Source organism: Mesorhizobium sp. 2RAF21 (genome assembly GCF_052115345.1).
Lineage (GTDB): Bacteria > Pseudomonadota > Alphaproteobacteria > Rhizobiales > Rhizobiaceae > Mesorhizobium > Mesorhizobium terrae.
In genome coordinates this window covers 194,523-209,177 of record NZ_JBFRGM010000002.1, presented here as the reverse complement: position 1 = coordinate 209,177, position 14,655 = coordinate 194,523, and the positions used below count along the sequence as shown (strand labels likewise).

The window sequence follows — 14,655 nt, the reverse complement described above, 5'->3', positions numbered from 1 at the left end:
AGTCATCCTTGATTTCGTAGTACGTTCTGCGTGGACGTGTCGGTTATCGGCATCTTCTTGGTCCGGCCGAGCTTGTCCTTAATAGGATCGGTCTGCTCGGTCACCATCTTGACGGCGAGATCGAAGCAGTCCTGCGAAACGGGGTCAGGCACCAGCTTGAAGAGCGCCGCTAGGCATCCGAAGCGAATTTTCTCGATCGCCTCGCAGTCGGTGGGAGCGTTTGGCGTTCTGCCGGGATTCGCTGTCGCGCCGAACTGCTCAAGGGCGTTGTCGAGGTTGCCGTGCACTGATTTCGGATTGTCCGCGAGACTTCCCCGGTGGTTGCTCCGCGACAAGCAGATATTGATACCGTCGCCATAGCGCGGCGCTCCGGGAATTCTGTCGCCGCCGCCGATACGATAGACGCGGTCCGGGACGATATGATGCTTTTCCGGCTTGTCGAGGCCCGACGCGCGGCATTTCTCGACGATGTCGTCGTATTTCCCGACGATGCATTTCGTGTCGGCCTCGCCGCCGGGGCCAACTCCGCCGACTTGTGGCTGCGGTGTTGGCGCATTCGGCGGATCGGTCGAAGCATGGTTGTTGGTCGTGATATCGGAGAAACGGGTAACCGGCTCCTTGTCGGCTTTCACATTGGAGGACCAGGCACGGCAATATTTCTTGCCGGTATTCTTGGAGTTGATAATGCCCTTCTTCGCAGCGCAGCCGGCCTCGGTGCCAGTTGTCTTGGTATAATAGGATTTGTTCTTCTGATTGACGGTCTCATCGCCGATCTTGACCGTGCCAGTCCCCTTGTCCGTGTCGGAATCGAAGCCAAATGTCGGGTAGGGGATCGGCACGCCCGGTGGCGTCGCCGGATTTTCCGGCGGCGTGAAACAGACATCGGGGAAGGCAGCGATCACCTTGTCGGATTGGGCTTTGCAGGAGATCTCCAGGCCGTTGGCGTAGACTGCCATCGCCTACCCCCCGAAGATCGCCGTGCCGCAGGCGCCGGCATCGCTGGAGGCTTCGATGAGCACACTGTTTCCGCCGGCATAGCCCTTATGCGCCGCTGTATAGGCCATACCCAGCATCAGCGGCACGACTGCCGCACCGACATTGCCGACGGATTCCGTCGGCGACCAGATGTCCATAAATTCCCGCACGGTGCGTGTCACACGGCTCACCGCAAGCGTACTTTGCTTGAACCAGTAGTGTTCACCGATCAGGTCGGCGATACGATATCCGACCTGGTGCATCTGTGCACCCGCTTCCTTGAGCGCTGCCCGATAGGCGGAGATCATGCCTTCGCCCCGCAGGGGCAGATCCTGCGGGTTGTAGATGAAAGCAGTCTCCCGGGCGAGGCCGATGCCATGCAGCCCAAAGCCGCCGCGGCTTGGCTTCGCTAACAGCACCGCTGCCGCCGCTTCCCCCGCAATGAAGCCATTGGGATTGTCGCTCGTGAGCAGCCGCCTCTCGTTGAGGTAGTGTGTTACCGTATGCGGCGTCAGGTAGCTATCGACCCCGACAAGCATGACGTATTCGGCCTCGTCTGCCGCGAGTAGCCGTCTTGCATGATCCAGCGCCACAATACCCGATGGCCGGCCATGAGCGATCACGCGCGAGCGGGAATGGGCCTCGACTTCAACGATCTCGGCGATGCGGCGCAACAACAACGCATAGTCGCGCATTGGTCTGCCCGGCCGCCCTTCCTCCGGTACGCACAGCATCAGCACAGTCCGACCGCGCGCCTTGGGCAGCGCATCGAATACCTCGCAAATCGCTCCACCCGCGAGATGGGCCATGCGCTTCTCGCCCACCCAGGCGCGCGGCAGTGGAACCGGCGCCCCGATCAGCCAGCCGCCGCCGGGGATGGTGAAGCGCGTTTCCCCGAAACCGTCGATCCCCGCCCGCATCGCGGCGCACGAGGACGGCGCGTCGAGACCGACGGCAGTCACCATTCCGACGGCGACGATGTCGAGCGAGGCACTCATGCATCCTCGCTCTCTTCTTCAGGAGCTATCCCGTTTGCACGAATATAGCGGCGACCGGTTTCGCGGGCCCTGAGCATGGATTGGGTCGGCGGGCCGATCCAGCACTCAGTGAAATCGAGTATAGTTCGGCGGATGCGCTGCTGGATCCGCCACACCAGGCTGAAGCGTCTGTTTTCGGTATCCAATAGCACCGTATCGGGCGCGACCTTCTTCTCGAATACTTTTTCGCGGCCGATAAAAAGCGTTAGCGGTAACAGCGCTGGCGGCAGACGGAAGCTTTCCCTTCCGGCCGGCGTGAGGTTGATCAACTGCACATCCTCGCCGCCCCCTGGATGATCGATCTGCTGGTCGGGCGGCGCCATCTGGAAATAGCGCTCGTCGAAATCAGCCGGCAAGAAGGGCGCAATATTGTCGACCCAGTTCTGGTCGTAGGTGCCGCCAAATTCTATGCGGCCGGGCCAACCGCGGCCCGTCGGTCCGAAACTCATCGGCTTGTAATCGCCGAATGGCGAGAGGATTTCTTCCCCAACCGCTTGTGTGTTCGGAAGCCGCAGGCCTGGAATGAGACGCTGGTTCTTCGTTCGCGACCACCCAGTGCCGACGGGGTTGTATTTGTAGCAAGCGGGAAGTTTATCCTCCGGGTCGAGCCTGTCGACGCCGCCCCAGGCGACGTCATAGGAGATCGGCAGCTTCAAGAAAGGCCGCGGTGCAGTCGCTATGAACACCGGTCCGATGGCGCGCCATTCACGATGGCCGACGACTTCGAACAGTTTCGACCAGTTGCCGACCTTGATGCCGACGGGTACGCGCTCAGCCGGGCGTCCTCCGGGCGCGTAGGCGCAGCCATTGGCGATGATATCGCAGCTCGGCTTGCGGAAGGCGAAGTCGGTTTCCCACAACGTCGCCGAATAGCCGGGCGCGCCGGTTTGTGTGTCGGCCATGACAAACGGCACCTGCTCTGCCGATTTCTGCGCCAGCCCGCCGGGCTTCTCCGGAAAATCGAATGTGCCCTTCACCACGACGACGATCCACTCATGGCCAGCCTTGTCCATGCCCATGGTGAACTGGTGGAGATAGCCCATTTGGTTCCAGATCTGCATCAGCTGGTCTCCCAACTCGCGGCGAAGATCTGCTCCAGCATTGGTTGCGGCGCCTGCGGATCGACGTCGAAAATATCCGTCCGCGCGGTCCACATGACGAGGTCGTCGATCGTATCGCCAACCGGTTCGACTGGCGGCACGGGAAGGGCAGTCAAGGCCGCATCCAGGTCGTCAGGCGCTAGTTCGCCCCGTTGCGCAGCGAAGGCGGCATTCTCGATGTTGTCGAACCAGGCATCCGCATAAGCCAGCTTGAGGCGCGCCTCCGAGAGGCGCGCTACGACACTCAAAGGAAATCGCCGGCCAATCCTGTCGGCGCTTTGCAGCACGATGCCCGCCGAGGTGCCGAAGGAAGTGGGGCCGGCGAGGAAACGCAGTGCCGTGCTCTCCGGCCAAGCTTCCGTGCCTAACAGCGGCACGATGTGCTGCGCGAGCCACCGGTCCCAGACACGCACAAAATCCCCCGGCAGCCGCCGCGTCACGAAATCGCCGGTGGCGGGCATTTTGCCGTAGAAGCCGGGCACGTTCAGATCTGCGGCGGACATGTGAATTTCTTGAACATTTCGAGTGTGTAGGGGTTCTCGACGCTGGCGGCCTTGAGTTCGAAATCGGCCCACATGCCCTTCGTACCCAGCCGCAGGCTGTAGACGTCGGTGAGTTTGGTCGCGACAAACTTGCCGCCGCGCAGCATTCTCAGCCATGCCCAGCTGCCGGTCTCGTTGAGCATCACCTCAGGCGAGCCGTCGACCGGCTGGAAGGCGAGCGAAATCACCCCGGTGCCGTCCTTGCCCGGCCATGTCATCGGCTGCGGCCTGGTCGCATTGTTGTAGTAGACGAGGTTCTGGCCATCGAGGTTGAGCGTCACTCGCGCCACGTTGGGCGAAAGGTCCTTGGGTTCCAGCGTGAAGTTCATCACCGGGCCGGTGCCGCCGGGAAAGAGATCGTCGCGGATATGCCTTGCCTGCTCGAACGCGGCGAGCGCTGCCGGGTCAAGGCCGAAATCGGCACGCCATTTCCACGGTTCGCTGGCAGTGTCGACATAGTTGATCAGATGGTCGTTGGTGAAGGCGTTGATCAGGCCGGTCGGTCCGAACAGACGCTGGAAGTCGCGCACATTGACGTCGACAGCGCTGTCGGGGCTGAACGGGTAGCGGTTGTTGAGCGCCGCTTGGCAGAAGGGCAGGATGTCGGCGCGCCAGATGGCGTTGAGCTCGTTGGTCACGGCCTTCTGCGACAGGCCGCTGGTGTCGCCTGCAATACCGCCCAGCCAGTCGTTGATCGGCGAAGGCAGGATCTGCGCCTGCCTGGCGACCGCGCCTGTCAGTTCGGCCAGGCCGCCCTGCTTCTTGATCGCGTCCTGCGGGTCGGGATTTGCGGTCACCGTCTGCAGCACGTTGGACAGCGCCGTCAACGCCACAACGGCGGCGTCGAGCGCCGGCGGCTGGCCGTCGACCTGGGCGATCGTGCCCTTGAGCGGCTTGAAGTGATCGGCAACCAGGCTGCCGGTCATGTCGACCTGATCGGCCGAACCGGCGCGTGGCAGAAGCTTTGCGCCCGTCTTCACCACCTTGCCCAGCTTGCCGAGCTTGCTCAGCAATTGCGAGCCGGTCTTGGCAGCGCCGCTCTTGTCGTCGGCCGGCGCTTCGTCGGAACGGGTCAGATCCGTTTCCTGCACCACCGCCGTCAACAGCCGCTTCAGCGCGGAGTCGGCGCTGGAAAGGTCTTTCAGGTTCTCGCTGGCGACATTGAGGTCGGTCAGCGGCGCCAGCCGCATGTCGCGCAGGAAACTGTCCCACTGCGCGATATAGTCGTCATAGTAGAGCTTCAATATGTCTTCCGACAGCGCCGACACCGAGGTCTCGGAATTTTCCGAGCAGCCGCCGGCGAACACGGCGCGGTCGAGCGCGGCCTGGCCGGCGACGTCCTCGAGCCGGTCGAGGATCGCGTCATGGAAGCCGGCATAGGTATAAGGGCCGGGCACGCCGACGCGCAGCGTCTTGTCGGAGCGCCGCGCGAACACCTTGGCGCCGTTCGGCCCGGCGAAATTGGCAGGCAGCCATTCCTTGACAGCCGCCACTTCCGGGTCGGCCAGAAGCTGCTTGTAGGCCCGCTCCGGCAGCGAGATCGTACACACCGTCTTCAGCGCCTCGGCGACCAGCTCTTTGTCCGGCGCGATGTAGCTGTCGTCGACCGCCATGCGGCGGATTGCGGCAAGCTGATGTGCTTCCGCATCGGCGGTCGGGAAGGGCGCCGCCGGCGCGAATTGCGGCAGGCTGTTCATCCACCAGTTCTGGACGAAATCGGTGTCCATCTGCGACAGGCCGGTCATCATCCGGTAGGTCTTCAGCGCGCCGAGCATGAAGTCCGGATCGCGGATCTGCCGCCACATCGTCGCCTCCAGCAGGGCGACCATATGCGGCTCCAGCACATTGCGCAGTGCATGGTCGTAAGTGTCGGTCTGGGCGCGCACCAGTTCCGCCGAAGCCGTCGGGCCGAGCAGATTGTGGACGGCATCCGGTGGCGCGGTGCGCGCGGTCGCCACCGCATCCATCGCCGCCAGCGCACGATCCATGGTCGGCTGCTCGACCGCGGCCGGCATGGCGGCGACAGTCGTGAGTGGCGCCTGAAGCGCTTCGAATTGGTTGGCCTGTTCGGCGATGGCATTGCGGTTGTCGAGATAGGACCAGGTGAACAGTCCGCCGGCCAGCAAAGCTGCGAGCGCGCAGGCGGCAGCGGCACCACGCCAGATCCAGGCGCGGCGCCGCTGTGCCAGCGGATCGAAGGTGCCGAGGCCGGCCTCCTTGAAGATCACTTCGGTGAGAAGGTTCCTGAGGAAGAAGCTGCGCTTCTCGACACGCGCCACCGGTATGGCGCGGCGTGGCGGCAGCCCGAAGGAGGACGACAACGCCGCCGTCAGCCGGTCGATGGGCGCGCCTTCCTGCGTCGCCGACGTCAGATAGAGACCGCGCAGCCAGGCGGCCTCCTCGTAGCGGCTTTCGCCGAACATTGCCTCGATCAGCACCTGGATCGGTTCGGAAAGGCTGGCCAGCTGGGCCGGGAAGCGGAAGATCTCGGCACGCGAGCCGAGTTTGTCTTCGTCTTCTAGGCGCGGCACCAGCCGCCGCTCCAGCTCGCTGGCAAGCCGGGTGAGTTCGGTCTGGATCGTACCGGCGTTGACGCGGGCATCGAGCGGAAAAGTGGTTCCCCACACCTGCTCGCGCGCCGTGGTCGACAAGCCGCCGAAGAAGGCTTCGAACCCTTTGATCAGGTCTGCCTTGGTCAGCATGAGGTAGACAGGCAGGCGGATCTCGAGCCGGTCGTTCAGCTCCGCCAGTCGGCGGCGGATCTTGCGGCCATGGGCTTTGATCGCTTCGTCGCCCTCGGAGAGCGCGTCGATCGACAGTGCGACGATGACGCCGTTGAGCGCACGGCGGCCCCGGTGCTTCTTCAAGAGGTCGAGGAAGCCAAGCCATTCCGCTGCGTCGACATCCGGCTGGCTTTCCTGCTGGACGTAGCGGCCCGCAGTGTCGATCAGCACCGCGTTCTCGGAGAAGAACCAATCGCAGTTACGCGTGCCGCCGACGCCCTGCAGGTCATCGGTGAGGTCGATCGGGAAATTGAGACCCGACTGGCGCAATGCCGTGGTCTTGCCGGTGGCCGGCGGTCCGACGATGACATACCACGGCATCTCGCGCAGGAACTTGCGGCCACCGAGCTTGCGCCGCTTTAGCTCCGCCATCACCTCGCCGAACTTGGCGCCGACCGCGGCGACGCTCTCCTCGCCGGGGGTAAGCTGCTTTTCGGCCACTGGTGTCGCGATCTCGGCGACGAACATGCGGTTGGCGCGGATCGCGCGGCGCTGCGCGATGATCAGCCAGATCAGCCACAGGATGATCAGTCCCGCGATGATGGCGATGCGCACATTGTCGGATTCGAACGGTGCGTAAGGGCCGACTTGGACGATCGGGCCGAACACCCAGATCAACAGCGAAAGCAGCGCGATGCCGATCAGCGTCCACAGAAAACGCGAGGTGATGACGGCCCAGAGGAAGCGCAGGATGAACATCTCAGAGCCTCTTCTCAACCAGCACCTCGACGCGCCGGTTGAGCGCGCGGCCTTCCCGGGTCGAGTTGTCGGCCACCGGATCGGTCTCGGCGCGGCCTTCGGAATGGATGCGCTCCTGCGGCACGCCGGCTTGCACCAGAAGCTTGGCGATTGTCTCGGCGCGCGCTTCCGAAAGGCGCTGGTTGCTCGCAAGCGGGTTGGACTTCTGCAGGCGCACATTGTCGGTGTGGCCGACGACCGTGATGTTTCCGATCAGCTCCTGATTGGCGAGGATCACCTTGGCGATCGACTCCACCAGCGGCTCGTAGCCTTGCGTTAGTGTCGCCCGTGAAGACTGGAACAGCTCGGGGCTGGAGGACTGGATGATCAGCTTGGCCAGCGAGACGCTCTCGCTGCCGCTCAGCACGCTCTTCAGGCTCGCCGGCGCTTCGGCCTTGAACTCGGGCAGCAGCGCGAAATCGACCGGCTGCGGCGGTTCGGGTGCGGGAGCATCTTGCTTCGGCGCTGCGCGGGTAACTTCGCCGCGCGAAGCGGGCGGCAGCGTGCGCACGAGCGCCGAGAGTTCGACGGCCTGGCTGCTCAGCCCCATCGACAGGCCGACATAAGCGGCGGCGGCGACGGCGACCGCAGCCAGCGCCATCACCCAGATCGGGACGATGAAGCGCTGCGGTTCGTCGGAGGCGATCACGCCTTTCCAGTTCGGCGACAGTGGCGCGTCCTCGGCGTCCGCATTGCGCAGGAAGCGCGCCGCCGACACGCGCACCGCGTTGAGCGAACGGTCGCCCGCGCGGCCGGGCACCCGATACTTGCCACGGAAGCCGAGCGCCAGACAGTAATACTGCAGCTCCAGCATTTCGCGGTCGCGGTTCGGATGGCGCTCCAGCTCGTCAAGGCGCGTGAAGAACTGCGTGCCGGCATCGACATCGCCGCGCAGCATGACCACCAGCGGCTGGCGCGGCCAGGCGCTGGCACCGCCCCACGGCGTGTTGAGGGCGAGGTCGTCGAGCGTCGCTGCCACCGCCCAGGCTGCCTGGTCGGCGCGCTCCAGCGAGGAGCCCGCCGCCACCTCGGCATCGCGTGCCCGCACCAGCTCGTCCAGCAGGCGCGTGCGCATCACCTCCGGGTTCTCCGGCGCCAGCGCGCTTTCGAGCTCGGGCGCGAATTCGAGCAGCGGTGCGAAGATATTGATGAGCCGATTGGGGTGGGCGCGCGCCCTCTTGACCGGCGCGCCCGGCGCCAGCGGTCGGGGCGTAGCGCCCGTCAGCCTGATGCGTGTGCGCTCGCGATCCTCCGACAGTCCGAAAGGATCATCTCGGCTCATGGCCTCACCTGTTCACCGAATAGCAGTCGACCTGCGGCTCGCTCGGCAGCACACCGGAAACGCCAATGACGAAGCCGGGGGCGTCGAGCAGCGAGGCCCAATGCTCGCTCTTCTGGTCGAGCTCCAGGCACAGCCGGTCGCCGTCATAGGGGATCTCGCGCGGCTGCGAATGAAGCGGTTTCAGTGGAATGCCTGGCAAGCGCGACTTCCAAAGCCCTTCGAACTGGTCGGCGGCGCCGACGGTTGCCTGGTTGACGAAGATCTTGCGCAGCGCGTCTTCCGACAGTTCCGATCCGACGCGGACGACAATGCGGCTGGCGACCAAAAGCTTCGGGTTGTCGATGCGCACTTTCCAGACATTGGTCGAGTGCCGCATGACCGGCAGCGCGCGCGATTTCGGCTCGATGTAGCGGAGGCTGAGGATGAGCGAGCGCAAGGCATCGGCCAGCGCCATATAGGCGGGGCCGGGCGCCATATGGTCGTAGGCCGGCAATTCGCCAAGCCGCCGCGAGCTCGAGCCATAGGTGGCCATCTCGCCGGCGAGACCGGCAAGTTCGAGATAGAGCTCGGCCGGATGAAAGACATCCTGCGCAAGCATATGGGCGAGCCGTGGCCGCGCGGCATTGGCAAGGTGCAGCATCAAAAGGTCTTCGACGCTGCGGCCAGCCCCACCCATCACCATCTTGCCATGCGCTTCGGCGATCTGGTCGAGGCCGGTGACGACCTCCTGCAGCAATTGCCGGTACCAGTGGACAGCACCGGTGATCAGTGTCGGCGGCAGGAACGTCTCGTCTAGCGAGATGCCGTTGTCGGCGCGTACACCCTTGATGTCGGCGACGGGCAAGGCGGTATAACCGCCGACCGATTTGCCGGGGGCAAGGAGGACCGCCTGCGGGCGGGCGATTTCGATCTCTTCCGGATCGGCGCTGCTCTGCACCGCATCGCGCACTGAAACGACCTTGCCATGGTAGCGCGCGCCGGTCGATGCCCCATGCGCCGGATCGAACCCGACGCCACCGGGCGGCTCGAGCGGCAGCGCGACCAGCACCGGCCCGGCGCCGGTGTCGGCCGTGACCGGCAGGGGTTTCGGCGCATCCATCAGTTCCGGGATGGAGAAGGGCGTGCCGTCCGGAAAGATACCCCGGGCGGACACGATCGAGACTTGGCCGGCATCGAGCAGCGACTGGTCGAGCGTCAACTGCTGGAAGCCGAAGGTATGGAGCTGACCGGCCTGCAACGCGCCGCGCACCATACCCTCGAAGAACCGATCCTGCTGCTGGAAGTGCTGGGTCCTGAGAAACAGGCCCTCCGACCACAGCACCCTGTTTGCGTCGCTCATGCCACTACTCTCTGCACGGAACCATCTGCTGCTCGGTCGCTAGGCGGAGATGCCACCTTTGCCGAGGCTGACGTTGACAGTGAAATTCGAACCCGCCGAAACCGACTTGGTCGTGCGCCAGTTGCGCCCGCCAGGCTCGCGGATCAGCGCCACGAAGCCGAGCGCCGTCGCGTTCGGCTCGACGGTGATGGTCTTGGTCGCCGTCTTGCCAGGTGCGACCGAGATCGCGTCCGAGCCGATGAGGTCGGCACCGAGCGCCGAACTCGCATCGCCCTGCAGCGCGAAATAGTCGGCCGAATTGAATTTGCCGGTGCTGGCGAGCCGCATCACCAGCACGGTCACCGGCCGGTCGCCTCCACCCGGTCCCGGATTCATGCCGGCGCCGCCAGTCACATTGACCGAGATGACCGATGGTTTCGGCGGGCCACTCTGGCAAGCCGCAAGCAGTCCTGTCGCGCCGATGGCAACGATGAATTCGCGTCTGTCGATCATGCCCTACTCCTCTTCATATGCGTCTCTGAAGTCTGCGCCGATCTCGCCCAGGAAGCTCGATTCCGCGCTCTGGGCGATGTCGCGATGGCGTTTCTGGTAAAGCTCCCACAATTTGGCGTTGCGCCCGCCGGCGAGCAGATTGCCGATCGCGGAATTCGATTTGAGCTCTTCCTCGATCGCGGCCGGATCGAAGCGGTCGATCATGCGCCGCAGCGCCGCCTGCACGCCGCGCCAGGCGCGTACGTGATGCTGCGCGAGATCTTTCACCGCGTCGCCGATCGCCGCCTCGCCGGAGAGAAAGCCCGGACTGCGTTCCGCGATGATGGTGACGATGACATCCTCGACCGTCGGCAGGAATTTGAGCGGGTTGACCTCGGAGGCGCCGACCATCGTCTGGGCGACGCGCGCGCTTCCCTTTTCTTCAGCGCGTTTGCGCAGAAGCTGCATCAGGCCTTCCAGCATCTGCCGGTATTCACGCCCGAATTTTTCCATTTCGCCGATCGCGTCGCGGCCGGGAAAATCGGCCTCCTCGACGCCCATGCCGCGCAGGAACGCGGCGCGCAGCGCCATGTCGCTGGGCGCCGATAGCGTCGGACGCGATGCTTTGGGCGAGGGAACAGGGCGCGGCGGTGGTGCAGGGGGCTCGGTCGCCTGCACCGGTATTTCCCATGGCCGGGCGGCCTGCGGCTTTTCGGCCGGGCGCGCAGCATGGCCAATTGCCTCGGCGCTGTTGGTCGAGGCTGGCGCTCCGGCCGGCCCGAAGCCGAAATCGTCATCGAAGCTGGATGGTTTCGCCGACGTCTCCGCCGAGCCCGCACGAGATGGCATTTCGCCGAATCCGAATGCGTCCGGCCGATGGGGCACCGCGGCGCTGCTGGAATCCGGCGTCGCCACCGGGTCCAGGCTGAACGGGTCATCGAAGGCAGCAGAGCTGCGTTGACCCGAGGCGCGATCATAGGCTCCGGGAATGGGTTGCTCGAACGGGTTCGGCAGATCGGATGGGCGCGGGGGCCGCGGTTCTTCCTCGACCTTGGCCGAAAAGAAGTCGTCACCGCCGATGCTAGGGGGCGTCCGCGGTTGTGGCGACGGCCTCGCGGGTGCGGAATGGTTGGCGATCGGCGCCTGACCGATCGAGGTGTGGCCGGCGCTTGGCTGGACTTCGACATAGAGCACATAGTCACCCAGTCGAAGACGCATGCCGCTCTGCAGGCGTGCCGACTTTCCCGGGCCGAGCGGACTGTCGGAATCGTCGATGAACAATCCGCTGCTCGACGTGTCGGTGACGAAATAGCCATCCCGGCCGCCGCTGATCTTGCAATGCGCGCGTGAGACGAACATGTCCGGATCGTCGATCTGCCAGCCGGCATCCGCGCTGCGGCCGATCACCAAATCGCCCTCGTCCAGCCGGGTCTGCCTGACCACCTGCGAGCGCGGACCTTGTTCCAGCGTCAGAAGCAGGCTCATGCGGCTGCCTCCGCCATTTCCGGCCGCCAGCCGACGATGGTGCGCAACCTGAGATCGTCGGCGTCGCCCTTTTCTGCGGGACGTGAGAGCCACGAGGTTCGGCCGAGCTGGATGGCTCCCATCCGTGGCGGCGGCACGGCGTCGCGCGCCAGCACGACGCGCAAATCGACATCGAGCGCCTCGCCGATCATGTCGCGCACCGCCTTCTTGAACAAAGCGAGACGCCGTTCGCCGGGCAGGAACGACTTGAAGTCGTCGAGGTTGAGCGGACCGACGCGCAGTTCGATCCTGCTTTGGCGGCTGAAGACGCGCGGGCCAATCGTTGCCCCGCTGCCGAGCGCCGCATAGGCCTTGCCGATACGGGTTTGCAGCGGCGTTGGGATGGTAATCCAGGCGGCGACGAATTCCTTGAGCCGCACCGGCACCTTGAAGGCCGTGGCGAGAAACAGCGTCAGCCGCTCGGCACCGTCGACCTGGCTTGCGAGCGATCCAGCCTGGCGCAACCGCACCGTGTCGAGTTCCGCATCCTGCGTTCCGGGAAGGCCGATCCCGGACATTGCCTCCAGCATGGCGCGAACGCGCCCGCCGACGGAACGTTCGACCTGCACCGCCGGATGCGCGTCGGCCCAGGCACGGTAATAGAGCGCGATCATGCGATGCTGCAGGATGTTGACGAAATCGACGAAGGTCGTGTCGCTGGTCTGCTCGGCATCGGCGCCAGTGAACCAGCGCTGCGACAGCCGGTCGAGCACCCAGCGCGTCAGATGCAACGGCATCGGCCCTTCCGGTCCGAGCAGTCCAAGATTAGCGACCGTCACCCGCGCCGGAGCCTTGTCCTTGGCGTCCTGGAATTTGACCACGTCCCTGGCCGAGAAGCTCAGGCGCACGTGCTGGCCGATCCTTGCCGGCTCACGGTCGGCCTGGCCGGAATGACCGAACAATCCACGGCGCTGCTCCAGGCGCCGCAGCAGCTCGAAAAAGTCGAAACCTTCCCACAGAGCTTCGGCTTTGTCCGTTGCGCGCTCTGCTAGATCAGGTAGCGATTGCCGGGCGTCATCGGCCATGGCACATCCTCCTGCTTCTGCAGCAATCGCGTACGCGTCCGCACAAATCCGTTTATTCCTGCATGGCGGGCGAACAGCCGCGAAAGCAGGGCCGAAAGCAGCAGCGAGCTTTGACCCGCCAGAACGGACTGGTCGACATGCAGCGTCACCTCGGTACCGCGTCCGAAACACATTGGCCCGTCGATCCGAAGCCGCTCGATCACCGGGCGTGAATCGATGCGCACGATCGAATGCACGTTGCGGGCAAGGCTCGGGTCGCCGCGGTCGGCATAGAGGTCGAGCAAAGCATGCAGCGGATCGACGCCGCGGCCTTCCTTGGCCAGGCTGAGGAAATTCAGCGAAAGCTGCGCCACCAGCCGCCAGGCGAGATTGTCGGCACGGGATTCGCCCTCGGCGCCGGCCGGCAGTGACGCCGGAATCGCTGGCTGCGGCGGCCGCAGCGCCCCGAGCAAACGCACCGCTTCGACCGGATCGGCGGTCTCCAGCGTCAGCGTCGGCGTGTCGTCCAAGATGGGCAGGTCTCGGTTCGTGCAGAGCGCCATGATGTCGAGGCGCTTGAGCGGCCGGGCGACCGGGCTTCCCGCCGGGCGTGAGACTGCAAGAAAGACATCGTCACCCGTATAGGAGGTGCGGGTCAGGCCGTCGCGCCGTTCATCCTCGGTGGCCCGGCGCGGACGACGCTCCGTCGAATAGACCCACCCGCTGCCACGGTTCTGCCCCAGGCTGAACAGTTCCGGGATTTCGGCCTCGTTGCCCTCCACGTCGGCATCCTCGACCCGGGTGACCCTGAAAATCTCGAAGTCCCGTGCCCGTGTGCGATCGGCGTGCAGCACCTGGCGCGTTTTGCGCTGATCGATCTCGATGACGTTGCATTCGCGTTCGAACAGATTGATGACCGGTGTAACAAAAAGCTCGAAATCGGTAACGGTGACATCGGCGAGCTCGGGTACCGGACGCTGGAACAGGAAGATGATCTCCATGCCGACATCGCATTTGCGCACCACGGGCTGCAGGCCGGCGACGCGCACAAAATGGAAGCGTTCGGGGATCATGAAATACTCGCGCAGCAGCCTATATCCCTCGAAGGTCGGGCGGGTGCGCGGCATCAGCGCCTCGTCGTCGCGGATGCCGATCATTTCGGGCTCGGGTAGTGTCGTAAGCGGATTGGTCTTGCCTTCCGCCCGCGCGCCGACGGCTGAGCTGGCGCCGAAGATCGCATCGAACAGCAACGGCGCTTTCGCGCGTCCGGCGAAATAGAGGTCGAGACGGTCAAGCGACAATTCGTTGAGCTTGCCTTTTCCCGTCCGGGCAAACGCAATGCGGAATGCCGCCTCGCCGCGCACGCCGCCGATCGGCGCGATTCCGGCGGCGGCCAGCGCGCTGCGATCCTGGAAATAGCTGACCGAGGTGATCGCGATCGGCCACAACGTCACCTCCTGCGCCGTGGTGAAGGTGGAGCGCGTCGAAAGCCCTGGATGCAGGCCGGAGACCAGTCGCGTGCCGCGCGCGACGGCGTGGCCGGCGATCATCGAGTGCACCTGCTGGCCGGGTTTCAGCGCAGCCATCGCCGTCGCCGGCGCCGGCGTCACCAGATCCGGATAAAGCACATCCAGCACGGCGCGCGAAAAGCGCGAGCGCTCCGCGTCGACCTTCAGCCGCGTGCGCGCGGCAAGAAAGGCCACGCCGTCGAGCAGCCGTTCGACATAAGGGTCGGGGCAAGGGACCGTGTCGAGGGAAAGATTGCGGGCGACCGCCGGATGCATGTCGGCGAATTCCGCGGCCAGCGCGCGGATATGGGTAAGTTCCTCTTCGTAATACTCTACGAAGACCCGATCCATC

At 64.8% G+C, this 14,655-nt stretch carries 11 protein-coding genes; all 11 read right to left on the bottom strand.

Annotated features, from left to right (window positions below; all coding sequences use genetic code 11):
- Window positions 1–2: 2 nt before the first annotated feature.
- From AB4136_RS03870 to tssF, 11 genes are read right to left on the bottom strand one after another with little or no spacing between them, the layout of a single operon-like run.
- The gene (locus tag AB4136_RS03870) at window positions 3–956 is read right to left on the bottom strand and encodes a DUF4150 domain-containing protein (RefSeq protein ID WP_024925014.1); all 954 of its coding nucleotides are present in this window, start codon (window positions 954–956) and stop codon (window positions 3–5) included.
- Between the two features lie 3 nt (window positions 957–959).
- Window positions 960–1,973: a beta-ketoacyl synthase N-terminal-like domain-containing protein gene (locus tag AB4136_RS03865; protein ID WP_024925013.1), complete on the bottom strand. Its 1,014-nt coding sequence runs from the start codon at window positions 1,971–1,973 to the stop codon at window positions 960–962.
- Window positions 1,970–3,073, bottom strand: a complete 1,104-nt coding sequence (locus tag AB4136_RS03860) for a DUF2169 family type VI secretion system accessory protein (RefSeq protein ID WP_024925012.1) — start codon at window positions 3,071–3,073, stop codon at window positions 1,970–1,972. The genes AB4136_RS03865 and AB4136_RS03860 overlap by 4 nt, the downstream gene beginning before the upstream one ends.
- Window positions 3,073–3,615, bottom strand: coding sequence for a type VI secretion system-associated protein TagF (tagF, locus tag AB4136_RS03855; protein ID WP_024925011.1), 543 nt, complete (start codon window positions 3,613–3,615; stop codon window positions 3,073–3,075). The genes AB4136_RS03860 and tagF overlap by 1 nt, the downstream gene beginning before the upstream one ends.
- Window positions 3,597–7,136: a type VI secretion system membrane subunit TssM gene (gene tssM / locus AB4136_RS03850; RefSeq protein WP_024925010.1), complete on the bottom strand. Its 3,540-nt coding sequence runs from the start codon at window positions 7,134–7,136 to the stop codon at window positions 3,597–3,599. The genes tagF and tssM overlap by 19 nt, the downstream gene beginning before the upstream one ends.
- Window position 7,137: 1 nt before the next feature.
- Window positions 7,138–8,457, bottom strand: a complete 1,320-nt coding sequence (gene tssL, locus AB4136_RS03845; protein WP_024925009.1) for a type VI secretion system protein TssL, long form — start codon at window positions 8,455–8,457, stop codon at window positions 7,138–7,140.
- 4 nt (window positions 8,458–8,461) lie between these two features.
- Window positions 8,462–9,796, bottom strand: a complete 1,335-nt coding sequence (gene tssK, locus AB4136_RS03840; protein ID WP_024925008.1) for a type VI secretion system baseplate subunit TssK — start codon at window positions 9,794–9,796, stop codon at window positions 8,462–8,464.
- A 39-nt stretch (window positions 9,797–9,835) separates the two neighbouring features.
- The gene (gene tssJ / locus AB4136_RS03835; protein WP_024925007.1) at window positions 9,836–10,288 is read right to left on the bottom strand and encodes a type VI secretion system lipoprotein TssJ; all 453 of its coding nucleotides are present in this window, start codon (window positions 10,286–10,288) and stop codon (window positions 9,836–9,838) included.
- Between the two features lie 3 nt (window positions 10,289–10,291).
- Entirely contained in the window at window positions 10,292–11,752 is a 1,461-nt protein-coding gene (gene tagH / locus AB4136_RS03830; RefSeq protein ID WP_024925006.1) for a type VI secretion system-associated FHA domain protein TagH, read from the bottom strand.
- Entirely contained in the window at window positions 11,749–12,816 is a 1,068-nt protein-coding gene (tssG, locus tag AB4136_RS03825) for a type VI secretion system baseplate subunit TssG (RefSeq protein WP_024925005.1), read from the bottom strand. The genes tagH and tssG overlap by 4 nt, the downstream gene beginning before the upstream one ends.
- Window positions 12,780–14,654: a type VI secretion system baseplate subunit TssF gene (tssF, locus tag AB4136_RS03820; protein WP_024925004.1), complete on the bottom strand. Its 1,875-nt coding sequence runs from the start codon at window positions 14,652–14,654 to the stop codon at window positions 12,780–12,782. The genes tssG and tssF overlap by 37 nt, the downstream gene beginning before the upstream one ends.
- Between the last annotated feature and the right edge of the window lies 1 nt (window position 14,655).

Bases quoted from the DNA above. Each gene is read 5' to 3' on its own strand.
- AB4136_RS03870 (WP_024925014.1), bottom strand. From the start codon at position 956: ATGGCAGTCTACGCCAACGGCCTGGAGATCTCCTGCAAAGCCCAATCC.
- AB4136_RS03865 (WP_024925013.1), bottom strand. From the start codon at position 1,973: ATGAGTGCCTCGCTCGACATCGTCGCCGTCGGAATGGTGACTGCCGTC.
- AB4136_RS03860 (WP_024925012.1), bottom strand. From the start codon at position 3,073: ATGCAGATCTGGAACCAAATGGGCTATCTCCACCAGTTCACCATGGGC.
- tagF (WP_024925011.1), bottom strand. From the start codon at position 3,615: ATGTCCGCCGCAGATCTGAACGTGCCCGGCTTCTACGGCAAAATGCCC.
- tssM (WP_024925010.1), bottom strand. From the start codon at position 7,136: ATGTTCATCCTGCGCTTCCTCTGGGCCGTCATCACCTCGCGTTTTCTG.
- tssL (WP_024925009.1), bottom strand. From the start codon at position 8,457: ATGAGCCGAGATGATCCTTTCGGACTGTCGGAGGATCGCGAGCGCACA.
- tssK (WP_024925008.1), bottom strand. From the start codon at position 9,796: ATGAGCGACGCAAACAGGGTGCTGTGGTCGGAGGGCCTGTTTCTCAGG.
- tssJ (WP_024925007.1), bottom strand. From the start codon at position 10,288: ATGATCGACAGACGCGAATTCATCGTTGCCATCGGCGCGACAGGACTG.
- tagH (WP_024925006.1), bottom strand. From the start codon at position 11,752: ATGAGCCTGCTTCTGACGCTGGAACAAGGTCCGCGCTCGCAGGTGGTC.
- tssG (WP_024925005.1), bottom strand. From the start codon at position 12,816: ATGGCCGATGACGCCCGGCAATCGCTACCTGATCTAGCAGAGCGCGCA.
- tssF (WP_024925004.1), bottom strand. From the start codon at position 14,654: ATGGATCGGGTCTTCGTAGAGTATTACGAAGAGGAACTTACCCATATC.